Here is a 23,845-nt window from a genome sequence, read left to right as displayed (position 1 = left end):
TTAAAAAATTATCAGATTTTGGAAAGGAGCATGGAAGACTAAAACTCAATACCAATTAAATAAGCTATATTAAAAATAATAGATTTATCTCAGCCCGATAACCTAATTGTTATTCGGGTTTTTTCCTGTTTATTTAAGAACTTTCAATCATTTTTGGCAAAATGTTCACTCCTATTTGTAGTAATAGCGAAGGAGGAAGAGGAAACAATGCTATCACTGCTTTTATACAAACGGAAGGGGCTAATAAATATGAAGTTAACTTCCTACGAGGAACATAAAAAGCATGCATTTGATAGTTATTGTAAGAAAACGTTAAAAAATGAAACTATTAACATTCAAAGACAATTAAAACGTCAACGTGAAGTAGAAATATCTTTTTCAAGTTTATCAGAATACGAATTAAAAAAATTTCTCGTTAGGGATGATTATTTATTGGATGATCATCACTTTCAAGTTTTGGGATATGACATCACCTTAAAAAACGAAGCATTAATTAGTGCTCTTTATCGCTTGTCTAATGAAAAACGAGAAATTATTTTATTGTCCTATTTCATGAGCATGACCGATAAGGAAATAGGAATAGCATTAAGCCTTGCCCGTAGCACTGTTCAATATCGAAGAACTTCTGCTTTGGAGGAATTAAAAGAGAGATTGGAGGGGAATAATTATGAATCAATATCAATCGACATTTCCTCATTTAATAAATGAATTGTTACCTTTCTCTGTGATTGTCTCTGCTTCAAAGGGCAATGTGGAAGCTATTAACGTGGTGCTTAAACATTATGAACCCTATATGAATAAATTGTCGTTACGTCTAGTGTATAACGAATTTGGCACTTCTCACATGGTTGTAGATGATTATACTCGTCGACGCTTAGAAACAAAACTCATTACAGCCATATTAGGATTCAAACTGACTTAAAAGTTTTGTTATTAAGCATTTACCCTCTTTCTTCTTACTATTATAGATTTTAAGGTTCATAAGGATATCTCATAAGTTTTGATTTTCGCATGATCTAAAACGTTCTTTGACAAACAAGCATGGAATAAAACACCATGTCTTATAATTGAAAAAATCAGATACTTTCTGCTGATGATGAGCCAACTGATTCTTACGCCATGACTTTCTATGGGATCATGGAAACGAGCGATAACTAAGCAATCTTAGGTAATCGTGGTGGATTACTGGCGATGACCCATCAGTTTGGATAATGATACTCCCCTATCGTCATAGTTCGAGCGTTTAAAGCGTCGCAAGCAATGAATAGGGCTGGAAGAAATACTTGCAGGAGTAAAATTCTCGTGGAGCTGTAACCAGCAGCCATCTGATTTTCAAGTTCTCTCTATCAAAAAATATTAAAAAGGATGATATAATAAATATATATTGTATTGGCTCGACCGGGAAAGGAGTAATATGATAATTACTATAACCCGCAAAAACTTAATAGCTTTAGGTTATGGTCCTTCCTTCTCTCGTGACATTATCCGTCAGGCTAAATGTCTAATGGTGCAGAAGGGATACAGCTTTTATAACACGAAAAAACTGGGTCGAGTACCTGTGGAAGCTGTAGAGGAAATATTGGGAATAACACTTAATCAAGAAGGTTTATTAAAATCATGTGGTTCCAGTGAGGCTGCTTTAATCAAGGAAAGGAATTCAAATGATTAAAGTAAAGAAAAAAGCTAATGGAACGTATGAATTTAGGGTAAGTTTAGGAACAGATCCAGTTACAGGAAAAAGAATTCAAAAAAGAATGAGCGGGTTTAAAACCAAAGCTGAAGCGGAATCTGCTTATGCTAAACTTATTTTAGACAATAGTGAAGGTGCTTATAACCCGAACAGTAGCATGACCTTTGAAAAGTTTACCGAGGAATTTTTTGTACCTTGGTATAAGAATCAAGTGAAAGAAAGCACTTTTGAAAATAGGCAGCATACAATCGATAAACACTTCGCCTATTTTTACAAAGTTAGTCTTTCGGACATCACACCATTATTACTTCAACAATGGCAATTAAAGGCTACTGAAAAATATTCTAGTCAATACGTTCGAGGCATACAAGGTTTATTATCCTTAGCTTTTGATAGAGCGATTATTTTAGGCTTGATGAAAGAAAATCCATCAAAAATAATTGGAAATGTCAAAAAGGTTAAAACTAAAATTGATTTTTGGACAAAAGAAGAATTTGAAGCTGTTATATCCAAAATATATCTTGGTGATTACTTTCAACATTTTCAATTTATTATTATCTGGCTTTTATTCATGACAGGTATGCGTATTGGTGAGGCTTCTGCTTTACAATGGGATGATGTAGATTTTGAGGAAGGAACACTAAACATTTCTAAAACACTATATTATAAGAATGCTTCCAATTACCGTTTTACAGAACCTAAAACCAAAGCAAGCATTCGTCTTATTGCTTTAGACTCTGATACACTGCAACTATTACAGAATTGGAAAGAAATTCAGCAGAAACAATGTAAGACCAATTTTATTTTATCGTATAATGGCATTCCAACTCAAAAATACACTGTTTCCTATGCAATTACACGCTTTGCCAAAGCTGCAAATATCCATCGGATTAAAATTCATGGACTTAGGCATTCTCATGCTTCTTTGTTAATTAGTATGGGGGAAAATCCTTTAGTGATTAAAGATAGACTTGGACATGAAGATGTACAAACGACTTTAGGCACTTATGGGCACCTCTATCCAAACAGTAATTTTCAAGTTGCCGATAGATTAAGCAGTTTTATTCAGCTTAAAACAAGCGATGATACACAAATTGAACACTACAGCAGCAACCAATATATGAACACCACTTATCAAAGTGTGCCATAACTGTGCCATGAAAAATATAAAAGCCCTAAAAACCCTGTTTTACCAAGGCTTTTAGGGCACCTGTTACTATTCCCACTCTATGGTAGCCGGCGGCTTAGAAGTAACATCATACACTACTCTATTAATATTATCCACATCATTCACCAAACGAGTAGAAATCTTCTCAAGCACATCCCAAGGAATCCGCGCCCAATCCGAAGTCATTCCATCAATCGAAGTTACCGCACGGATACCAATTGTATGTGCATACGTACGAGCATCTCCCATTACTCCAACACTCTTGATGTTTGGAAGGACAGTGAAGTATTGCCAGATATCGCGGTCAAGACCTGCTTTAGCAATTTCTTCACGCAGAATTGCATCCGATTCACGAACGATTTCTAAATGCTCTTCGGTTACTTCTCCTAAGATACGGATCGCAAGTCCCGGTCCCGGGAATGGCTGGCGCCAAACGATACGATCAGGTATTCCAAGCTGAGAACCTAATTCACGTACCTCATCTTTGAATAACGTATTTAATGGCTCGATTAATTCAAATTGCATATCTTCCGGCAGGCCGCCTACATTATGGTGTGATTTAATGGTTTGAGCTGTGTCTGTACCACTTTCAATCACATCAGTGTAAAGCGTTCCTTGCGCTAAGAAATCAATATCCTTTAATTTTGCTGCTTCATCGTCAAATACATATATGAATTCATTTCCGATGATTTTACGTTTTTGTTCTGGATCGGAAACACCTGCTAATTTGGATAGGAAACGGTCTTTTGCATCGACTTTGATGATGTTCATTTGGAAGTCTTCTGCAAATACTTCCATCACGTCGTCTGCTTCATTTTTACGAAGGAGACCGTGATCAACAAAGATACAAGTTAGTTGGTCGCCGATAGCTTTATGAATTAAAGCTGCCACAACAGAAGAGTCTACCCCACCACTTAATGCACAAAGTACTTTGCGGTCGCCGACAGTTTCTTTAATTTTTTCTGTTTCCATTTCGATAAAGTTGGCAATGGTCCAGTCACCAGTACATTTACATACATCAAATACGAAGCTGTTTAATAAATCATTTCCGTACTCGGAATGACGTACTTCTGGATGGAATTGCACCCCATACATTTGCTTATCAATATCGCTGATAGCAGCAACCGGTGTAGATGGACTTGTTGCATCAACGATGAAAGAAGGCGGTGCAGCTGTAACTTTATCACCATGGCTCATCCACACCGTCTGTTTTGTCGGTGTATCTTTAAATAGAGCGGGGCTTTCATTTAATTCAATTAATGCTTTTCCATATTCGCGGTTTTTGGATGCTTCTACTTTTCCACCAAAATGCAGAGACATCAATTGCATGCCATAGCAAATACCAAGGACAGGAATTCCTAATTCAAAGATTTCCTCATCACAACGGAAGCTATCCTCGCCATAAACGCTGTGTGGTCCGCCGGAAAGAATAATTCCTTTTGGATTCATTTCTTTAATTTCTGTAGCGGTCAGTTTATGTGAATGAAGCTCACTATACACGCCAAATTCACGGATACGGCGTGTGATCAATTGATTATATTGACTGCCAAAATCTAAAACCAGTACTAATTCATTATTCTCCATAACTAGACTCCAATCTGTATCTTTTATAAAAATAGCTTGTAAACGATACGTTCTATTAACCTCTATCCGAAATCCTTTGATGAGGCAGTATTATCCTGCCCTTTTCATTATTAAAAATCCCGGACCTTCCCTTTCTACTTCCTGCAGCTGATGCACAAAAGATCATAGAAAGGCAGAATCCGGGTAGCATAAACGAACCTTCTTCTGCCTTCATAGTCGAATCATTTACGGTGACTCGGTAGAAACTTTCGAACCATATTTTCGAGGATATACGAAAGGCATATTTCAAACGGATTTATCGCGTATGGTGGTGACTTCTGCTTTGCCTACCCGACGTAGGCGGTTTTAGTAGAAGCTTCTTCTCATACTGCTTATCATTTGGGGAATTTTGGAACATCCTCTTCAAGGAATATTCTTACATCGTTCCCTCCGTAGTATTTCCTTTTTCATTCTACTAATTGATGGACCCCGGGTCAAGCCATTATTTGATTGATTAAATTTTTCCATAATTGAATTATTTCCTCTTTCTCACCTGTTAACCGTTTGCTGTAGATCATTCGCTCGTAAATTCTTGTTAACTTGCTCATTTCTACCGTATAGAGATCCTTGTCTATCCTGCGTGCAAATTCTCTTAGTGTTTCGTCACTGCCTCTCCTGAAACCCTTTTTCTTTGCCAGCTTTAACAGGTAAAGATAAGCTTCCTGGAATACCGTATCGTCAAATTGGCGTTCCAGCTTCCTTTGTAAGAAATAAATACGTATTTCTCTTCTCTTTTTATATAGTACAAACAGGATCAGTACGAGAACAATTGCTATTCCAACAAGAATATAGCCTGCTTGTGAAGACATCCCTGTCTGTTCATCAGATGATGCTGTCTCCTCCTCTTGGTCGTCCGCTTCCTCAGTTCCTTCTTCCTCTTCCGTCTCTTCATCTTGATCTAATTCTGGAGCTTCCAGAGGTTCTTCTTCTTCCATAGGAGAATCGTTTTCATCCACATCCGTATGGAAATCAGCCATATTCGAAAACCCTTGTGTCGGCTCAAATGGTACCCAGCCTACATCGGGAAAATATACTTCTACCCATGAATGGGCATTGCTGTTAGCAACCTGATTCACATGCGTTTCTTCTTCCGCATTCGAATCAATGCGCTCTCCGCTTGTGAATCCTTTCGCCCATCTTGCCGGTATTCCCTCTGAGCGGAGCATGACAACCATTGCTGTAGAGAAGTTGTCACAATAACCAATCTGTGTCTCAAATAAAAATTGATCAACATAGTCCTCTTCTTCTTCCGGTACCGGAATATCTGTTGTCTGATATTCAAAACCATTCGCACTAAAATAACGCTCTACCGCTCTCGCTTTATCATATCTGCTCTCATATCCTTCTGTAACCTCCGCTGCCAGGTCTTCTACTCTTTCCGGAAGGTTTTCAGGAAGCTGTGTGTAACGTGCTTGAATTTCTTCCGAATCCTGTTCAGAACTATCCCGCAGCGTATCAATATCAAAGGATGGATTATCATAAGTTATTTCATAAGCATCGAGGGAACTATCTTCTTCCATAAATGTTATTTCAATCCCCTCAAGACTTTCATCAAGGTAATAATTAGCATCTTCTTCCGTCGTAATAGATGAAACGCCATAAGGATAGACTAATTTGGGCAGCTGATTACTTTCTGTAAAGGTAATCTGTGCATCTAATAGATCTGTCTCGACACTATTCTCAAAGGTTGATAATGTAATTTGCCCATCAGATTGGTCAAGAAGATTCCGCTCCCGGGATGTCTCCCATCCTTTTCCTGTATAGACATCCTTTGTTTCTATCCGCCAATAATGGTCTTCTTCTACGGTAGCTTCGAAAAGGACCGTATTATCTTGCACAAAAGAACCTCCGAGTTGAGAATCGTCTTCCCCATACCCTACTCGACCAGTGCCACTGCCATCACCGCCTAAATTACTTGTAGCTCCTTCTAAAAAAGGTAAAGGATCTGGCCATTGCGGATCAGCTTTTGGAGCTTGATAGCCAATAAAAGTAACAACTGCTACTAATAAAACAAGCGGCAGCAGCCAATATTTTAATCGTTCCTTAACGGAAATAGGAATACGTTTTGCCTCTGTTTCCTTACTCAAACTCGACATCCCAAGAGCAATAAACGAAATAACAAAAATACGTACAATTGCTGTTGAACCCTCATACACCGTAAACGTATCTAAAATTCCAATATATACAAAGGTCAAAAGAATAAATAAAATAATATTTTTCATTCTGACAAACCAATAATAAAGCAGATAGCTCATCAGCCAAATGAGAAAGAGAAATAATAGACTTCTGAAAGTGGTGGTGAGCATATACCACTCGCCAGAAAACATCAGCCCAATATTATACGCTACTTCCTGGAGTACTTCACCTATCCAATTAAGGTCTAAAAAGCTTGTCTCCGAGTAAAGCATGTGAATGATAACCAATAAGCCGAAGCCTTTTAAAGGGAAGCTGATCAGCCAATGTAACTGAAAATAGGAAATAAAAAAGCAATACAACGCAAATAAAACAAAAATACCGATGCTTGTTTCCGAAATATCGCCGAGCGGATAGAGCCATTCCAAGAAAAGACAAAATCCCGCAATGTACAGTAGAAGCGTATGCAGCGTTTTCACTTGTTTTTGGCTCTTTATCATTTAAAAATCACCTCAACAGGGTCCATTGCAAGCTGCTCTAAACTCAATTCCTGTACAGCTATACCTGAAAATCGTAATGGTTCAAGTATTTCTGTTTCCTCTTTAGAGAGAACTTTTTCGGGATGGATATAAATAATCGAAAAATGCTTCATACGCTGCTTTGCTTCTTGAATAGCTTGGATTAAGTGGGAATCTATGGATGTTACCATAAGAAAAATAATATCCGCTTTATTTAAATGAGCCATTTCTTCTCGGAATCGTATCGAAAAAGAACCCTTTTTTTCTGGACTTGCTGTTAAAAGATAATTCTTCATTTGCTCCATTTGGTGTTCACTATGTCCTAATTCAAAGAAATGTGCCTGTTCATCAATAGAAAGAAAGCTGGTCTGATAGTCTTTCCTTGCTAGCTTCTGCATAAGAGACAAACTCATTTCGATCGAAGCTTCATAGAGGAGCTGATTTTCTTTATTCTGTATAAAATTATCATGAACCAGCAAAATATCCATGCTTTTTTCCCGATCAAATTCCTTTGTCATTATCGTTTGTTTTCGTGCTGTCTGTTTCCAGTCAATCCAAGTGAAACGGTCCCCCGGAGCATACTCTCTGACTCCTGAAGCAATCGTTGTATTCATTTGCTGGAATTGATTAGATACAACGCCGCCCTGCTCATAACTTGCCATATCACTTGCTAAACGAACCTCGTGCTCATATGGATAGACAACAAACTTATTTGCCACTTGAAAATCACGGCTTTTTTTTATAAAGCCAAATATTTCTCCTGTTTGAATCGTTACTTTTTCCAGTGCATGCTCTCCACGCGGCAGGGATTGCACAGAATAACTAAATGTGAGATGTCTGCGGAATAAAGGAAATAACATGCGTATCAGCTTGCGGGAAACCGTCATTTTTTCTGAAGTTTGTGAAGAAAGGTATTTTGTTTTCTTCGTATCTTCCTTCATGAGGGACGGGGGAAATTTCTCTTCAAACGTACAATATAATAAAGGAAATGGAAGATTCCGTTTAATATGCACTTTCACTAATATCTCATCACCAGCTTGACGGACCGGGTTCTCAATTTCCCGGTAAACCTGCCATGTACGCAGCGGATAACTAGCAAAGAGAAGCTGGTATATTCCAATTGGCAGGTAACCATAAAATAAAAACCAGCTTACAAATCCTCCCTGAAACATAGCATAGCAGAAAAGAATGATGATTAGTGCCAAAACACCTGCGCTGCGAAAGATAATACGGAGATTCTCCTTCATTCTGCGAAACCTTTCTTAATCGGAATATGAGCAGACTGAATAATAGAATCAATGACTTCTTCACTTGACCTGCCTTGATAACGTGCTTCTGCTTTTAATATGACTCGATGAGCTAAAACGAATGGTGCCAGATATTTCACATCATCCGGGATAACATAATCTCTTTCCTCAATATATGCATAAGCTTTTGAAGCTTCCATTAAAGCCAGTGTCCCTCGTGGACTTACGCCTAAATAAATCGAACTGTGTGATCTTGTACGGGTAACAATATTCAAAATATATTGTTGAATTGTTTCATCCATGTATACATTTTTTACTTCTTCTTGTTCCAGAAGCAGCTCCTCTTGCGACATAACTGCTTGAATTTCTTCGATTGGATGATGATTTCTATTTCTTGAAAGCATCTCCAATTCATCTTCATAGGTTGGATAGCCCATACGCAGTTTTAATAGAAAACGATCCAGCTGCGCTTCTGGTAATGGATAAGTTCCTTCATATTCAATTGGATTTTGTGTTGCCATTACAAAGAAAGGACTCTTCAATCGCCTTGTCTTTCCATCCACTGTAACGCTTTTTTCTTCCATCGCCTCTAGTAATGCTGATTGGGTCTTTGGTGACGTACGGTTAATTTCATCTGCTAAAAGAATATTTCCAAAGACGGGGCCTTCGCGAAACTCAAATTCTAGTTCTTTGGGATTAAAAATAGATACACCTGTCACATCAGAAGGAAGTAAGTCTGGTGTAAATTGAATTCGGCTAAAATCACAGTTTACCGATTTTGCTAATGTACGGACCAGCATCGTTTTTCCTACACCAGGAACATCTTCTAATAAGACATGGCCTTCTGTTAATAATGCTACTAAACTAAGCTTTACAATCTCTTCTTTACCAAAAATAACATTATTGATATTATTTAAAACATCTTGAATTTGTGTATTTTCTGCAATCTGCTCCTGCTCCATCATCGCCCTCCTTGTCTGCCAGAACCTTTCTGCCTCTTATGTTACTATATTAGAAACAATATTTAAACGAAATGCGTTCCAAAGTTTTAGTTATCTACTATTATTAACAAATAAGTGACTAGATATTCAGTCACTCTATTTAAATTGGAAACTGTTTTTTTATAAATGGTTGAGTCAAACCATGCCAGTTTTATAAAGCGAAACTTCATTCAGTGGGAGTTTTACGGGCGGTTCTCCGTGATAAAAATCATTTACTGAATCCACTGTTTTTCTTTTAAAGAGCGCTTAACCCTTTCCAGGTCATGGATAACCATCTCATTCCTTCTCCTTTTTCTAATCACACTTCACCTGATAAAGTAAACTTTATGTCAACGGATAACTCGTTTATTTTGCATTTTAAAATATCTGCTATTTAAAAGTGTTCCTTTACTTCTATTAAAAACTATCAATGCAAGCCAAAAACAGCCAAGGTTTTTTCTCCCTAGCTGTTTTTTATCCCTGTTCCAAAATTGTTAATGATGATCATCCCCATAAAGTAAGGGGTTGTTTCGAAACAGGCTTTGGATACACCCTGTCTATTTGTTCCAAATCCTGATCTGTTAATGAAATATCTGCTGCTTTTAGATTATTTAATACATGTTCCGGATTACTGGATTGTGGTATAGCTATCGTTTGATCATTTCGAATCGACCAGGCTAATAAAATTTGAAAAATATCTGCATCGTGTTTATCTGCAATATCCTTTAAAACTTGTTGTTTTGTCAACTCTGCTCCAAAACTGTCTCCCCGGTCGATGGGAGAGTATGCAATAACCGGCATTTCATGCTTTTCCATCATCGGCATTAAATCAAATTCAATTCCTCTGTTCGCTATATTATAGCGCACCTGATTGGCTTTACAATTTTCACCGCCCGGTAAATCGAGTACCTGTTCCAGGTCATCCACATCTAAATTAGAAACTCCCCATGCTTTTATTTTCCCTTCATTTCTAGCTTTCACCAAAGCTTCTACGGTTTCTTCCAAAGGAATATCTTCTTTCCAATGAAGTAAATATAGATCGAGATAATCCGTTCCTAATCTTTTTAAACTATTATCTAAGCTATTGGGTAAATCTTTTTTCGATGCATTGGCAGGAAGAACTTTAGAAAGAAGAAACACATTTTCACGAGAATAAGGTTTGATGGCACTTCCAACTAACGTTTCAGCATTTCCATTCCCGTACATCTCTGCGGTATCAATTAATTGGGCTCCGTAATCAATTCCAGTCCGGATCGCCTCTACTTCCCTGTCGAACGTTTCCGCCTTATCTCCCATGTTCATCGTCCCTAGGCCAATTGGCAATACTTCTCTGCCGGCAATTTTCACCTTTCTCATTGTACTTCACTCCTCTAAGCGGGGACTTTCTATGTCTGTTCCACTATTGGAGAATCTTAAACCTTGGAAAATACCGGATTCCATATTTTTTTCCATCAGCTTGATAAAACCTTTATGTATTATATGTTTCAGCTGCCAGGTATTCGGTAATAGTTTATTAAATCAAATAAAAAACAGTCGAAGCAGTATTATGTGAATCCAGCAAATGTTAAATATCCATTGAACACATATCCATTTCAAAAATATAGGGAGGAAAAGCAAAATGAAACAAAATAAACATGCAAAAATAGGATGGTTGTTAGCCGCATCATCTTTGCTTCTATTTGCTTGTGGAAATGATGAAGCATCCCAATCAGAAAATGATTCCACAGAAGAAACTGCTGAATCTCAGGATGTAGATGAAGGGCAGGCGAATGGACAGGATGAAGAAAATGGTTCCGATGAAGAAATCGAAGAAAATCAAACAGAGTCTGATCAAAATGAGAAAGGGCAACAAGAAACATATGAACTAAGTGAAATCGTTGATATGAGTGAAGAAGAAAAAGAAGCGCATCACCGGGAGCTCGCTGTTCAAGAAGAGCATCTGATGGATGAAGTATTTGAAAACCTGCTGCTTCCTGGTATTCATGAAAATACCGTTTACTATGAAGGAAGGGTCGGTCCGGAAGAGCAGGTTCAATTAGAATTTCCTGATGGTGATAACCCTGCTGACAGTACCACCGTTCAACCTCAGACAGCAGCAGAAGGTTATTTTAGTGTTGATTTAAGTGACTATCCATTTTCATCTGGAGAGGCCATCACTGTCCGCATTACTGGCGGCTACCCTCAGGAACAAACATTTGAAATCCCTGTTCATGAAGCGGAAGATGGCATGGAAGAGGTTCGTGTGGTAGAACGTCCGGAAGCAAGTGATGATTCTGAAATGGAAGTCAGTGAGATCGACACCTTAGAAAGTATTGCTTATCAGTATGGCATTACGGTAGAAGAATTAGAAGTTGGAACGACTTTAAATGTTGATGGCTCAACTGATACAGATTCTGAAGCAGATGAGAGCGCCGAAGCAAATGAAGAAGATAGCAGTGAATCTTATGAAGATTATTCAAATGGAAGGTTCGGATTTTCTGTGGAATATCCATCTACCTTTGAAGCAGACTATATGCCGGCGAATAATGATGGGATTGAAGTGAATGATGATACGGCCACTATTATCGCATCAGGAAGCCACGGCAGTACAACCGGCGAAGATGAGGGTTATATGACTATTAGTGAGGCTGGATCGATAGAACCCTTTTATGAGGGAGCTCTCCTAGAGGCGGAAGAAGAGGGAGATTCTATCAGCTATGAAAGGCTGGAAGACGATTGGTATGCTATTTCTTATTTTGACGGGACGAATAATATCTATAAAAAATCAATTTTGGGCGATGATTATATAGCTAATCTCCATATTGAATATCCTGCAGAGTTGCAAGATGAATATGAAGAAGTCGTCGAACGGGTTTCTGATTCCTTTCAGATCCCTTAGTTTCACCTTGTAAAAAGCAGATGAAAGAGCTTTAATACAACAACGAAAACACGCTGCAATTAAGATGCTGCGTGTTTTCGTTGTATTAAAAAAAGAGTATCCCACTAATTACTTTATTTTATCCTCTACATTCGCAATAAATTTTGCAGGATTTCCTCCCACTATCGTGCCGGGAGCTACATCTTTGGTAACGACTGATCCAGCTGCTACCACGGCATTCTCACCAACCGTTACGCCAGGAAGAATGGTCGCATTAGAAAAAGCTATGAAAAGCAAAACACTTTTCATAGCTTTTATGGAATTAATAATGAATCGGTCCATTTGGTCCGAGTGGAATTCCAAACCACATCCAGATAACTAGCATGATAGTCCAGCCAATTAAGAAGAAGATGGAGTAAGGAATCATGGTAGACACCAGCGTTCCAATTCCCATTTTCTTATCATATTTTTGGGCAAAGGCAATGATAACAGCAAAGTATGTCATTAATGGCGAAATGATATTTGTTGCTGAGTCAGCAATACGATATGCCATCTGTGTAAATTCTGGTGCATAGCCCAGCTGCATCATAATTGGAACAAATACAGGAGCCATCATTGCCCACTTTGCGGATGCACTGCCGATAAAGATATTGATAAATGCAGCAATCAGAATAAATAGAAGGATTAATCCGATTCCACTAAAGTTCACACTGTCTAAAAACTCTGCACCGTAAACTCCAATAACTAATCCCATATTCGTTTCATTAAAGTAAGCAACAAATTGTCCAGCTGTAAAGGCAAGCACGATAAACATCCCCATCGACGCCATCGTATCACTCATTTGTGCTGCGACATCTTTATCACTTTTAATTTCTTTTGTGACTAAACCATAAACCAGTCCTGGTATTAAGAATAAAATGGCGATGATCGGTACCAGTGAATCCATAAACGGGGACATGATAATACCGTCCATACCTGATTCCTCTCCGCGTAATGGGGCGTTCTGAGGTATAACTAACAACGCTGTTAAAACAATAGAGATAACAAACGAAACTGCTGTCCAGATCAGGCCTTTTTTCTCCAATGCTGAGATACCTTTTATATCCTCATTAGCTTCTCCTTTATAAGAACCTAAGCGTGGCTCAACAATTTTTTCTGTAACCCAGGCTCCGATAAGCGTAAGCACAAGTACAGAAGCTGCGATAAAGCCCCAGTTCATTGCGATGTTCATCTGCTCTGCATATGCTGGATCAATAATCGCTGCGCCGGCAATCGTCAATTCTCCAAGCATCACATCTGTTCCAGATAAGAACAAGTTCGCACTAAAACCGCCAGAAACTCCGGCAAATGCTGCAGCAAGACCAGCTAACGGGTGACGCCCCAAGGCCGCAAAGATTAACGCTCCCAACGGTGGCAAAACAACATATCCTGCATCGGATGCTACACTAGACATAACCCCAGCGAAAACGATACCTAATGTAATAAAACGGTTAGGAATGGATAGCACAAATCCTCTTAATAACGCACTGATCAGGCCTGTCCTCTCTGCGACACCAATACCGAGCATTGTAACCAGCACAACGCCCAGTGGTGCGAATCCAATAAAGTTATCCGTCATACTCCCGAAAATATATTCAATACCTTCCGCATTTAAAAGGTTTTTAATCTCTACTGTTTCTCCAGCTTCTCCAGGGTTTTCAACACTTATATTGAATGGCTGCAAGGCGGCAGATAACACTAAGACAATCAAAGCTAAAATAGCAAACAAAGTAGCTGGATGGGGCAATTTATTCCCGACTACTTCCACAAAATCTAAAGACCGTTGAAAAAAATTCTTCTTCCCTTTAGACATATTTTCTCTCCTCCTTATATTGAGAAATCGATAATATTCTGACAATAACACAGCATAAGATCGTTTTTCATTATACACAGCTTACACAATTATGAAAACCCTTTCCGAAAAAATAAAAAAAGTTACATTAGAAGTAATTTTAGGAATACTATATTTATTAAAAAGCATGGATCCGTTTCTCCGTGAAAAAATAACGTTAGAAAATCCCTCTTGGTGCGGCTTTCTTCCACACCTTCAAGAGGGATAAAAATATAATTATAATTGAAAATAAGGATTTCCCTGGAGCCCCTTCCATAGATCACTGTGCTCCATTTCGCTGGCAAGCTGCAAGAGTCGATGCTCCTCACCTTTTCCAGTCATGACCTGAACACCAATCGGCAATCCATTATCCGTTACATACATTGGCAAAGAGATTGCCGGCTGGCCGGTTAAATTAGCAAGCTGAGTAAATGGTGTGTACGTTAAGCTGGGCAAAAACATGTCATAGATAATGTCCTGCTTGTTCTTTTCACTTGTCACCCTTTCCTTAAATTCCTGTTCCTTTTGTTCTGTCATCGTCAATTCTCCGACTTTTGGAGCGTGAAAAGCTGTTGCTGGAGAAATATAAAAATCATAGCTCTGATGAAAAATAGACATAACTTCAGCTGCCTGATCCCATGATGCCAGACTTTCCGAATAATCTGCAGCTGATACAGACATTCCAGCTTGATGAAGCAGCCATGACTCTATTTCCATATCTTTTGACGACAAAGAATTTCCAAACGCTTTTTCCAATCCACGTACGACCGAATTCATTTCGCCGCTATTCATCACATAATAATCCCGCATCAACTGGACACCGTCAATTGGCGGCGCCTTTTCATCGATCTCGTGCCCTTGCTGTTCCAAATGGCGCACAAATTGCAGTACTGCTTTTTTTGCATTTTCAGAAACAGGTGTACCAACAGGTGATTCCGTGCTAAAAGCAAACCGCAGTTTTTGGGAGACCTTTTCTGACAAGGTATGTTGATACCCTTTTTCATATAATGGCGTTTGAAAAGCAGCATGAGGTTCCACCACCTGTAATTGATCCAGCATGGCAGCACAATCCCGAACAGTTTTGGTTAATACAAAATTAATCGATGCCCCCTGCCATTGTCTCCCAACTCCCGGGCCTACGGAGGTTCTCCCACGTGTCGGTTTGAGTCCAACTAGTCCACTAAAAGAGGCGGGTATCCGGATTGATCCACCACCATCACTTGCTCCAGCGACGGGAATAATTCCTGAAGCAATCGCAGCTGCTGCCCCTCCGCTGGATCCTCCAGGAGAATAAGCCGGATTCCAGGGATTTCGTGTCGGACCATACAGCTTTGGTTCCGTAATATTTTTCAATCCAAACTCCGGGCTATTGGTATGCCCCATAAATAAAAAGCCTGCTTCCCGAAACATTTTCACAAAATAATTATCATGCTTCTGAACCTGGTCTTGTAAAAGCTGCGAACCCGATGTTAATTTTTCTCCTTCGATCGCTTGAGAAATATTTTTCATCAAAATCGGCACACCTGAAAAAGCGCCGTGCTGCATTGGAAAATGGTGTGCTTCTTTTTTTGCCGCTTCTTCCCGGTGATGAGTAATCAGATTTAAATCAGGATGAACATGATGCAGCTGTTTAAAAGCAATATCCATCAGTTCAGAAGGATGGACCTCTTTTTGTCGAATCAGCTCTGCTAACCCGATTGCATCATAGTTTTTATATTCATTAAACTGCATCTTACCCCTCCTCTATACTTTTTTATCCAGTATTGGTGTTGTCAGTTCATCTATACCGACAAGACTGAGAATTAGTAATAAATGTTTTTGGACACCAAGATAAGCATCTTCAGGGTCAAACCATTCTTTTAAAGTATGTGCTCCGCCAGCTTTTCCACCTAAGCAAGATGTAACGGATGGAATTCCAAGACTCATTGGATAATTCGCATCTGTGCTGCTAGCTTGACCATATATCGGTTCCCTTCCTACACTTTTTATCGCTTCTGCAAGAGCTTGGACAATAGGTGCATCCTTACTTTGCGTTGCTGGCGGACGGTTCCCAAATTTTTCGACCGTTACTGTCATCGAATCTTTTTCCCAGCGTTCATTTTCTTCGTGACAAGCAGCTTCTATAATACGGTGAAATTTTTTATCAAGTGCTTCTAATTCTTCCATCGCATTGGAACGCAAGTCAACCTCCATCGATGCCTGCTCAGAAATGGCATTGACAGAAGAACCCCCTTCAACAGGTCCAACAGAAAAAGTTGTTTTAGGAAGCTTCTTCGTTTCTAAATCTGCAATGGCAGCAACCGCTCTTCCTAAGGCATGTGTTGCACTTGGCGTTCCAAAGTCGCCAAAGCTGTGTCCACCTTTTCCTTGAAATGTAACACGATACCTGAAGCTGCCCGTCCCTAAATAGGTCATTGTTTCCAAGTTGGAGCCATCAATAGAAATATAGCCATCCGCTTTATTTTCATTAAAATAGGCCTTCACCCCACGTAAATCTCCAGCACCTTCTTCACCTACTGTTCCGCCAATAATGATATCACCGATCGTTTTCAGCTCAGAATCTTGAAGGGCACGGATAACAGCTAATACTTCCGCTAATCCTCTCGTATCATCTCCAATACCGGGCGCATAAAGTTTGCCGTCCTTTTCTTTTACTGTCGTATCTGTCTCTTCCGGAAACACGGTATCTAAATGTGCAGAAACAACCAATGTTGGTCCATTTCCAGTGCCGCTTCGTTTCCCAAAGACATTTCCTTCTTCATCCATATGTACATCTTCTAAATCATAATCTTCTAATATTTTTTTGAAAGCTTCTGCTCTTTTTTCTTCCTTAAAAGGGGGAGCTGGAATTTCTGTCAGCATCACCTGCTGTTTTATCGTAAATTCTTCCTCTACCTGGATTTGCTGCAATGCTTTTTGTACATGTTCATTTGCTTGAATCTTCTTCATTTGCTCTGAAATTGTCATTAAAATTCCCTCCAATACTTTCATACATTTCCAATTTTCTTAATAATCACGTATCCTACTTTATTTTAGCGCATTTATAATATAAAGAATACCGTTTTGATCTTCTATTGGTAAGTCAAAAATAGTTAGTGCTTCTATATAAAATAGGGATAATACTTTATTTGTTGTTTCTTCTTTTGTCCTAAGTAAGTAATTACTTCCAATATAATTCCATAATCGTTTTTCTTATACGTATTCCCACTGTATAAAAAGCCTCAAGTATTTATACCCTTGATAATACCCATAATAAATATTATAATGATACCGTTTTCGATTTGTAGGAAGAGATTTTATTATTTAAGCTGGAACGTCTGGATATAATGTTTGTAATTCGGTTAATAGGGAAACATTTAATAACATACTTAAATTCATTTTCTGTTTCAACAACTTTTAATCACATTATATAAAAGAATGTTCAACTCAGATGAGGAGATGGAGTAATGAATAAACGTTTGATAGATTGGCCAACTTTTATATTGGCGTTAGTTATTCTGTTTAGCGTCGTGATTCCTTTAATTTTATTCCCGGAAGCTGGCGCAGCAGTGATTAATCAGGCAAATGAATTCGTTACAGGAAATTTTGGTATTCTATACTTATTATTGGGACTAGGTGTCCTTATCTTTTTACTTTATGTATCTTTTAGTAGAAACGGTAGTATAAAGCTCGGTGAAAGAAGTACAAAAAAGGAATTTGGAACATTTTCATGGGCTGCCATGCTTTTCTCTGCAGGCATTGGCTCCAGTATATTATATTGGGGTATGATTGAATGGGCATATTATTATGAAGGTCCACCATTTGGTATTACACCGGAATCCGAAGAAGCCATCAATTGGGCTGCAAGCTATGGAATGTTCCACTGGGGTCCTGTTGCATGGGCTCTATATACCTTACCAGCTTTGCCCATCGCCTATTTTTATTATGTCCGGAAAAAACCCGTACTTAAAATCAGTGAGGCTTCCAGGCCGGTAATTGGAAAACATGCTGATGGGCCGCTTGGAACTTTAATTGATGTCTTATTTATTTTCGGTTTGCTTGGCGGTGCTGGGACGACTTTAGCATTAGGAACTCCAATGATTGCAGAAGGGGTGAATCATGTCACTGGTATTCCAGTCTCTCTGGGAATGCAGGCTGTTATTATGCTTATCTGTACAGCAATTTTTGCATTTAGCTCGTATTCCGGTATTAATAAAGGAATTAAAATGCTTAGTGATTTAAATATTTGGCTGGTATTATTTATCTTAGCCTTTGTTTTTATTTTCGGGCCAACCTTATTTATCAGTGAAATGACCTTCACAAGTGTTGGACGGATTATCAATAATATTTTTTCTATGGCGACCTGGCTCGAACCGCTTGCTTCTATCCCGGGATATGAAGCCACGAATTTCCCAGAAACCTGGACCGTTTTTTACTGGGCATGGTGGGTCGTTTATGCACCATTTGTCGGACTCTTCGTAGCGAGAATTTCCCGGGGAAGAACTATCAAAGAAATGGTCTTGGGGACATTAATCTATGGAACACTCGGCTGTGTGCTGTTCTTTGGAATTTTAGGGAACTACGGACTTTATCTTCAACTGTCCGAATCTTTTAATGTTATTGGATTTATGAATGAATATGGTGCCCCAGCTGCCATTATTGCCATCTTGGATCAACTGCCTATTTCCTGGTTGATTATCCCTGTCTTCACGATCCTTGCTATTATCTTTTTGGCAACCACCTTTGACTCGGCTTCCTATATTCTGGCAGCCGTTGCCCAAAAAAAGCTGGTTGGCGGAGAGCCGATGCGCTGGCACCGTATTTTCTGGGCATTTATCTTAATGATTTTGCCAATGGCGTTAATGTTTATCGGAGGATTGGAGACATTACAAACCGCCAGTATTGTTGCCGGCTTCCCGGTTATCTTTATTATGATCTTGCTGGCATGGTCATTTATGCGGGCTTCTACAGATGATTTAAAATTGCAGAGAGATGCACGCAAACCAAAGTCCATTACCATTGAAAAAATAAGCACAAAAGATTAAATTTATTTTCCTTTGAATGATTGTAAAAACCAAAAAACGCACTTGTGATTTAGAGCTTCCCGCTCTTACAAGTGCGTTTCTTCTATCTATTATTAACAAGCAATTATTTGATTTCCTCGATAACATGCTCTGGCTGTGCTTTAGGATTTTTCCAGACCATTGCCACAGCAATCCCTGCCATGAGTACCATCGCTGCAAAATAATACGGATAGTTTAAATTTATATCAAATAACATCCCACCAATAATTGGTCCAAATACATTTCCGATACTAGTAAACATCGAGTTCATTCCGCCTACAAATCCCTGTTCATTCCCTGCCACTTTAGACAAATAAGAAGTAACAGCCGGTCTTAATAAATCAAAACCGATGAAAACAACAATCGTTACGAATAAAATCATCGCATAGCTTTCCACAACGGTCATTGCCATTACAAGAACAGCTGAGAACATTAGACAGTAGCGAATTAAACGGATTTCTCCCCATTTATTTGCTAATCTGCCGAATAAAGCAATTTGTGCAATGGTACCAACAATCGCTCCCCCGGTAATAATAATCGCAATATCCTTTGGTGTGAATGCAAATTTATGATCCACAAATAAAGAAAACAGCGATTCAAAAGAAGACAAGCCGAATGCAGTAATAAATATAACAATAAACGCGATAAAATACATTGGAACAAAGATTCTTCCTAAGCCAGGTTTTGGAGCTTCTGCATCTCCTTGTTCCTCATAATTTTTTTCAGGCTCGCGCAGTGTAATTGTTGATAAAATCGCAGTAAACAGCGCTAATCCTGCCGCCGCGAAAAACGGAATTCTTGGTCCTATTTCAGCCAGTAATCCACCAACACCAGGCCCAATAATAAATCCGGTGTTAATTGCTGCAGACATATAGCCTAATGCTTTCGGTCTGGATTCAAGGGTTGTAATATCCGCAATAAAAGCTGTAACTGCAGGCATTATAAAAGCAGCACTCACTCCACCTAGAATTCTGGAAATAAATAGGATTTCTACGGTTTTTCCGATACCGAATAAAAACTCACTAAAGCTAAAAATCAAGAGCCCGATAACGATCATGCGTTTACGTCCAAACGCATCAACCCATCTTCCAGAAAGTGGTGAAACAATAAGCTGCGCTATAGCAAAAGCTGCTACCAGATAACCTACAACAGATCCAGACAAATTCAACTCATTCATAATTGTAGGTAAAACCGGAATAACTAATCCAATACCTAAAAATGCAATAAACAAATTCATCAGTAAGATTGATAATGTCATATTTTGTTTTTTCATAGTTCATTTCTCCTTAACTAAAATTTCATTTAAAACCTCCCTTAGGAATCTGATATATCATATCACAACTTTTTTATTTCAGATATACTTTTGCTCAAAATTTTTATAGCTTTTTTTCGCTTTCGATTTACCCTTATTCAGAAAATGTATGTTTATAATAAAAGTGCTGATAAAGCCCTCTGTGGCAGTAATATTTCTATCCTTTTAAGCTGCATAAAAAAAAGATTGCACCGGTTAATCATGCAATCTTTTTTTTATGAAAATTATTTCTTTAAAATGTTACTTTTACCCAGCCGCGCACACTGTTAACCAGCCAAATTTCTTCAAAGGCGGGAATATCTTGCTTCCACAAGATTTTTTCCTCTATGATCCCCTGTTCCAGCATTTCTTCTCTATACGTCCCGGCAAGCAATCCTGAAGAAACAGGCGGCGTATAGTATTTCCCCTGCTGTCTCACAACCAGGTTGCCAATCGTAAATTCTGTCAGCTGCTCTTCTTCATTCCATAAAAGAACATCAAAGAATGAACTGTCGATGTCTTGCTCTCGAAAGGCAGCATACATTTGCCGATGGGTCGTTTTATAATAATAGAATATATTATTTCGATCAATCGGAGAGGAAGCTATATCAAATTTCCGCTGTACTTCTGGTTCTTCTTTCAGCGGTGTGCATGTTACATTGACCTCTCCATCCTGTCCAAGCAGAAGGCGCACTCTCTGCGGCCCAGGATATTTCTCCACCTGTTCCCTAAGCTGTCGGGTAATGTTTTCAATAGAATAAGGATAGTGAAACTGCCGGGCTGTTCTTTTAAGCCTGGCCATATGCCTGTCCAGGCGGAGTATCTGTTTCCCGTCATACTTCATCGTTTCCAAAATGTGAAAGGAAGATGGAGTCCCTTTTAAAATAGCCGCTTTTGCCAAAGCTTCTTTATACTCTCCTTCCACATCCGAATCCCAAGTAATTCCTCCACCTACCCCGTAAACAGGCGGTTTCCCTTTTTCCATCCAAGCTGTCCTTATCGCTACATTGAATAATGCTTCTTGATTTGGTGTAATAAAACCAATACTTCCACAGTAAATCTCCCTTGGTGAATCTTCCAGCTGTTTAATGATTTCCATGGTACTTTGTTTCGGCGCTCCGGTAATGGAACCACAAGGAAATAACGCTTTAAAAATATCAAAGTTACTGAGGTTTTCTTGTAATTCCGCTGTGATGGTTGATGTCATTTGATAAACAGTGGGGTACGTTTCGATTTCAAATAGTTTTGGGACTTGAACAGAACCTTTTACAGCGATTTTGGATAAATCATTTCGTAATAAATCAACAATCATGACATTTTCTGCTTGATCCTTTTCGGAATGAGCTAACTGCTTTTTATTCCGGGAATCTTCTTTCGGTGTCTGTCCTCGTTTAATAGTCCCTTTCATTGGTTTTGTACGGATAAACTGCTTTCTCTGTTCAAAAAAAAGCTCAGGGGAAGCAGAGACAATTTCATTATCCCCTATTTGCAGGTGTGCACCATACCTTGCCTGCTGTGCACCAGATAATTGTTCATATAACAACGCTCCATCTACTGCTCTATCCGCTTCCATACGAACCGTATAATTCACTTGATATGTATCTCCTTCAGCAATGGCAGCTTTTATTGCTTTCACATTTTGCTCATACTGCTGCTTTTTTGTTGTCATTTGCCACTTTACGGAAGGTATTGGATGACCAGTAGTTGTATTCTTTTTTTCTAGTTGTACGTCTTTAAAAACACCCATTATCATAAGCGGGAGATTACCTTTGCTATGGGTAACCAGATTTTTATCAAATGCAGATGCTGCTTCATACGAAATATAACCAGCCAGGTAATAGCCTTTTTTCTGATATAAATCGATTTTCATAAATACATTCTTCACTTCGGCAGGTGAGTAGGCAATGAGAATTTCTTCTGGCTTTTCAAAAATGCGACGGATACCAGCTTCGTCTTCAAAGGAAAAATCAAATATCATTTTAGTGTTCTCTTTCATTTTTGTAGCTCACCTGCTTTTTTATATAACATCAGAAAATTATTTAATAATACATAGCCATGCTCTGTACTAACAGACTCTGGGTGAAATTGTATCCCCTCGATTGGATATGTTTTATGACGGATTCCCATAATTGTTCCATCTGCTGCTGTCGCACTGACAGTTAGATTCCCCGGCAGCGTATCCGGATGAATACTTAGGGAATGATATCTGGTCACTGTAAAGCTTTTAGGAAGGTTTGAAAACACTCCTTGTTGATCATTAAGGATAGACGATTGTTTTCCATGAACAGGAGCATTTTTTATTACTTCCGCTCCAAAGACTTGCCCAATAGCCTGATGCCCTAGACAAATTCCCAGAATAGGAATGCTTTCTTTAAAATGTTCGATGACTTTTAATGTGATTCCTGCTTTTTCTGGAGTATGTGGTCCGGGTGACAAAACAATATAATCAGGCTGCCATTGTTCTATCTCTTCTAGGGTCAACTTATCATTATATTTTACAATAACTTCCTCATCTAAATTCTCCAAATAATGAACGATATTATAAGTGAATGAATCATAGTTATCAATCATTAATAACACATTCCCACCCCCATCTTCCCAATATTTTATAAGTATATGAATTACTTAAACCTCTTCATCATCTAGTATCTCCCACTGATCATTAAAGCCTTGAATAGCTTGAAATAATTCATTATCTCCTTTAATTTCATAATGCTCTTCATGCCCGTCCATATCAACATTTCCATCTTTATCAACTGTCACAGCATAATTTTCTTTAGACCCTTGAAATAAAAGTAGATATCCAGAGTTTACAAATTCATTTGCTTCTTTGAGCTTCACTGATTCTCCAGCTTTTAAAATCTTCGCAATGTCCTCTTTCTCCGTTAGTGAAATGGATTTTGGCTTTCCTCTTGGTTTCACTTCATATATCGTAATTTCTTTAATCTCATTTGTTTCATTCATATTAGAAGGTAATGTCTTGGCAAATAGTGTACTCTCCCCCTCCAATTTTCCAACCAGGAAAAATACACCTGCTGCAATGATAAATGAAATAATAAGTATCCTCTTCATACTGCCTCGCTCCTTTTCTTGCTATAAAACGAAACTTCATTCAGTGGGAGTTTTCAACGCACAGCTCTTTACGATGGGGTGAGTAATCGCAAAAGCTCTTCGATGGGACGAGTAATCGCAGTCCCAGCCCCAACCCCAGGACGTCGCGAACTTAGTTTGCTTCTTTTCTCCCACTGAATTAGCCTACGTGATTCAGGGAGTTAGCGCCCGTTATCTCTCGCCTAAATAAATTTATTTTCTCTCTTTATTTGGAAGCGGGAGTTTTACGAGCGGGTCTCCGTGATAAAGTAACTGTCTGTTTTCATTATTAATATAATAAATTATTTTGTCCATCGGGAAAGTAACTGAATTTAC

The 23,845-nt window shown here is 38.7% G+C and carries 18 protein-coding genes, 1 pseudogene and 1 riboswitch; of the genes and pseudogenes, 6 read left to right on the top strand and 13 right to left on the bottom strand.

The window, feature by feature from the left end:
* Positions 1-249: 249 nt before the first annotated feature.
* From BN986_RS21325 to BN986_RS21310, 4 genes are all read left to right on the top strand, one after another.
* Entirely contained in the window at positions 250-708 is a 459-nt protein-coding gene (locus tag BN986_RS21325; RefSeq protein WP_040984501.1) for an RNA polymerase sigma factor, read from the top strand.
* Positions 668-922, top strand: coding sequence for a helix-turn-helix domain-containing protein (locus tag BN986_RS21320; RefSeq protein ID WP_040984008.1), 255 nt, complete (start codon positions 668-670; stop codon positions 920-922). Before BN986_RS21325 ends, BN986_RS21320 begins: the two co-directional genes overlap by 41 nt.
* A gap of 495 nt (positions 923-1,417) precedes the next feature.
* A complete protein-coding gene (locus BN986_RS21315; RefSeq protein WP_052401092.1) occupies positions 1,418-1,669 on the top strand; it encodes a DUF3173 domain-containing protein in 252 nt (83 codons plus the stop codon).
* Complete coding sequence (locus tag BN986_RS21310) at positions 1,662-2,840, top strand: site-specific integrase (RefSeq protein ID WP_040984006.1); 1,179 nt, start codon at positions 1,662-1,664, stop codon at positions 2,838-2,840. The genes BN986_RS21315 and BN986_RS21310 overlap by 8 nt, the downstream gene beginning before the upstream one ends.
* A gap of 66 nt (positions 2,841-2,906) precedes the next feature.
* Here BN986_RS21310 and guaA read toward each other — a convergent pair whose 3' ends face one another.
* The 5 genes from guaA to BN986_RS21285 all read right to left on the bottom strand — a co-directional run bounded on the left by guaA (position 2,907) and on the right by BN986_RS21285 (position 10,715).
* Positions 2,907-4,442 carry a glutamine-hydrolyzing GMP synthase gene (gene guaA, locus BN986_RS21305; protein WP_040984003.1) on the bottom strand — a complete coding sequence of 512 codons (1,536 nt, stop codon included), beginning with the start codon at positions 4,440-4,442 and terminating at the stop codon, positions 2,907-2,909.
* Between the two features lie 193 nt (positions 4,443-4,635).
* A riboswitch (purine riboswitch) is annotated at positions 4,636-4,737 on the bottom strand.
* A 178-nt stretch (positions 4,738-4,915) separates the two neighbouring features.
* Entirely contained in the window at positions 4,916-7,114 is a 2,199-nt protein-coding gene (locus tag BN986_RS21300; RefSeq protein WP_040984001.1) for a transglutaminaseTgpA domain-containing protein, read from the bottom strand.
* Entirely contained in the window at positions 7,111-8,379 is a 1,269-nt protein-coding gene (locus tag BN986_RS21295; protein WP_040983999.1) for a DUF58 domain-containing protein, read from the bottom strand. Before BN986_RS21295 ends, BN986_RS21300 begins: the two co-directional genes overlap by 4 nt.
* On the bottom strand, positions 8,376-9,341 hold the full coding sequence (locus tag BN986_RS21290) for an AAA family ATPase (protein WP_392392316.1): 966 nt from the start codon (positions 9,339-9,341) through the stop codon (positions 8,376-8,378). The genes BN986_RS21295 and BN986_RS21290 overlap by 4 nt, the downstream gene beginning before the upstream one ends.
* 522 nt (positions 9,342-9,863) lie before the next feature.
* Positions 9,864-10,715, bottom strand: coding sequence for an aldo/keto reductase (locus BN986_RS21285; RefSeq protein WP_040983995.1), 852 nt, complete (start codon positions 10,713-10,715; stop codon positions 9,864-9,866).
* Positions 10,716-10,977: 262 nt separating this feature from the next.
* Here BN986_RS21285 and BN986_RS21280 point away from each other — a divergent pair, with 262 nt between their 5' ends.
* Positions 10,978-12,237 carry a putative sodium/potassium/calcium exchanger gene (locus BN986_RS21280; RefSeq protein WP_040983993.1) on the top strand — a complete coding sequence of 420 codons (1,260 nt, stop codon included), beginning with the start codon at positions 10,978-10,980 and terminating at the stop codon, positions 12,235-12,237.
* 108 nt (positions 12,238-12,345) lie between these two features.
* Here the strand turns inward: BN986_RS21280 and BN986_RS21275 are convergent.
* The 4 genes and pseudogenes from BN986_RS21275 to BN986_RS21260 all read right to left on the bottom strand — a co-directional run.
* Positions 12,346-12,492: pseudogene (locus tag BN986_RS21275) on the bottom strand (DapH/DapD/GlmU-related protein); the annotation flags it as partial.
* A 46-nt stretch (positions 12,493-12,538) separates the two neighbouring features.
* Entirely contained in the window at positions 12,539-14,068 is a 1,530-nt protein-coding gene (locus BN986_RS21270) for an AbgT family transporter (protein ID WP_040983989.1), read from the bottom strand.
* Between the two features lie 255 nt (positions 14,069-14,323).
* Positions 14,324-15,817, bottom strand: coding sequence for an amidase family protein (locus tag BN986_RS21265; RefSeq protein WP_040983987.1), 1,494 nt, complete (start codon positions 15,815-15,817; stop codon positions 14,324-14,326).
* Positions 15,818-15,829: 12 nt separating this feature from the next.
* Complete coding sequence (locus BN986_RS21260; RefSeq protein WP_244445063.1) at positions 15,830-17,053, bottom strand: M20/M25/M40 family metallo-hydrolase; 1,224 nt, start codon at positions 17,051-17,053, stop codon at positions 15,830-15,832.
* 479 nt (positions 17,054-17,532) lie between these two features.
* Between BN986_RS21260 and BN986_RS21255 the strand changes: the two genes are divergently transcribed.
* Positions 17,533-19,110: a BCCT family transporter gene (locus BN986_RS21255; RefSeq protein ID WP_040983981.1), complete on the top strand. Its 1,578-nt coding sequence runs from the start codon at positions 17,533-17,535 to the stop codon at positions 19,108-19,110.
* A gap of 103 nt (positions 19,111-19,213) precedes the next feature.
* Here the strand turns inward: BN986_RS21255 and BN986_RS21250 are convergent, their stop codons facing one another.
* From BN986_RS21250 to BN986_RS21235, 4 genes are all read right to left on the bottom strand, one after another.
* A complete protein-coding gene (locus BN986_RS21250) occupies positions 19,214-20,401 on the bottom strand; it encodes an MFS transporter (RefSeq protein ID WP_040983979.1) in 1,188 nt (395 codons plus the stop codon).
* Positions 20,402-20,672: 271 nt separating this feature from the next.
* Positions 20,673-22,415: an aminodeoxychorismate synthase component I gene (gene pabB, locus BN986_RS21245; protein WP_040983976.1), complete on the bottom strand. Its 1,743-nt coding sequence runs from the start codon at positions 22,413-22,415 to the stop codon at positions 20,673-20,675.
* A complete protein-coding gene (locus BN986_RS21240; protein WP_316244940.1) occupies positions 22,412-22,990 on the bottom strand; it encodes an anthranilate synthase component II in 579 nt (192 codons plus the stop codon). The genes pabB and BN986_RS21240 overlap by 4 nt, the downstream gene beginning before the upstream one ends.
* A 54-nt stretch (positions 22,991-23,044) precedes the next feature.
* Complete coding sequence (locus BN986_RS21235; protein ID WP_040983972.1) at positions 23,045-23,491, bottom strand: hypothetical protein; 447 nt, start codon at positions 23,489-23,491, stop codon at positions 23,045-23,047.
* Positions 23,492-23,845: the final 354 nt, after the last annotated feature.

Origin of the sequence: Oceanobacillus jeddahensis (genome assembly GCF_000750635.1) — a bacterium.
In the GTDB taxonomy this organism is placed as follows: domain Bacteria; phylum Bacillota; class Bacilli; order Bacillales; family Amphibacillaceae; genus Oceanobacillus; species Oceanobacillus jeddahense.
The sequence above is the reverse complement of the archived record's forward strand: the minus strand, read 5'-3'. Positions and strand labels throughout refer to the sequence as shown.

Excerpts from the sequence above, each read along its gene's own strand:
- guaA (WP_040984003.1), bottom strand. The coding sequence starts at position 4,442 with ATGGAGAATAATGAATTAGTACTGGTTTTAGATTTTGGCAGTCAATAT.
- BN986_RS21320 (WP_040984008.1), top strand. The coding sequence starts at position 668 with ATGAATCAATATCAATCGACATTTCCTCATTTAATAAATGAATTGTTA.
- BN986_RS21295 (WP_040983999.1), bottom strand. The coding sequence starts at position 8,379 with ATGAAGGAGAATCTCCGTATTATCTTTCGCAGCGCAGGTGTTTTGGCA.
- BN986_RS21265 (WP_040983987.1), bottom strand. The coding sequence starts at position 15,817 with ATGCAGTTTAATGAATATAAAAACTATGATGCAATCGGGTTAGCAGAG.
- BN986_RS21285 (WP_040983995.1), bottom strand. The coding sequence starts at position 10,715 with ATGAGAAAGGTGAAAATTGCCGGCAGAGAAGTATTGCCAATTGGCCTA.
- BN986_RS21250 (WP_040983979.1), bottom strand. The coding sequence starts at position 20,401 with ATGAAAAAACAAAATATGACATTATCAATCTTACTGATGAATTTGTTT.
- BN986_RS21310 (WP_040984006.1), top strand. The coding sequence starts at position 1,662 with ATGATTAAAGTAAAGAAAAAAGCTAATGGAACGTATGAATTTAGGGTA.
- BN986_RS21255 (WP_040983981.1), top strand. The coding sequence starts at position 17,533 with ATGAATAAACGTTTGATAGATTGGCCAACTTTTATATTGGCGTTAGTT.
- BN986_RS21235 (WP_040983972.1), bottom strand. The coding sequence starts at position 23,491 with ATGAAGAGGATACTTATTATTTCATTTATCATTGCAGCAGGTGTATTT.
- BN986_RS21325 (WP_040984501.1), top strand. The coding sequence starts at position 250 with ATGAAGTTAACTTCCTACGAGGAACATAAAAAGCATGCATTTGATAGT.
- BN986_RS21260 (WP_244445063.1), bottom strand. The coding sequence starts at position 17,053 with ATGACAATTTCAGAGCAAATGAAGAAGATTCAAGCAAATGAACATGTA.
- BN986_RS21280 (WP_040983993.1), top strand. The coding sequence starts at position 10,978 with ATGAAACAAAATAAACATGCAAAAATAGGATGGTTGTTAGCCGCATCA.
- BN986_RS21240 (WP_316244940.1), bottom strand. The coding sequence starts at position 22,990 with ATGATTGATAACTATGATTCATTCACTTATAATATCGTTCATTATTTG.
- pabB (WP_040983976.1), bottom strand. The coding sequence starts at position 22,415 with ATGAAAGAGAACACTAAAATGATATTTGATTTTTCCTTTGAAGACGAA.
- BN986_RS21270 (WP_040983989.1), bottom strand. The coding sequence starts at position 14,068 with ATGTCTAAAGGGAAGAAGAATTTTTTTCAACGGTCTTTAGATTTTGTG.
- BN986_RS21300 (WP_040984001.1), bottom strand. The coding sequence starts at position 7,114 with ATGATAAAGAGCCAAAAACAAGTGAAAACGCTGCATACGCTTCTACTG.
- BN986_RS21290 (WP_392392316.1), bottom strand. The coding sequence starts at position 9,341 with ATGGAGCAGGAGCAGATTGCAGAAAATACACAAATTCAAGATGTTTTA.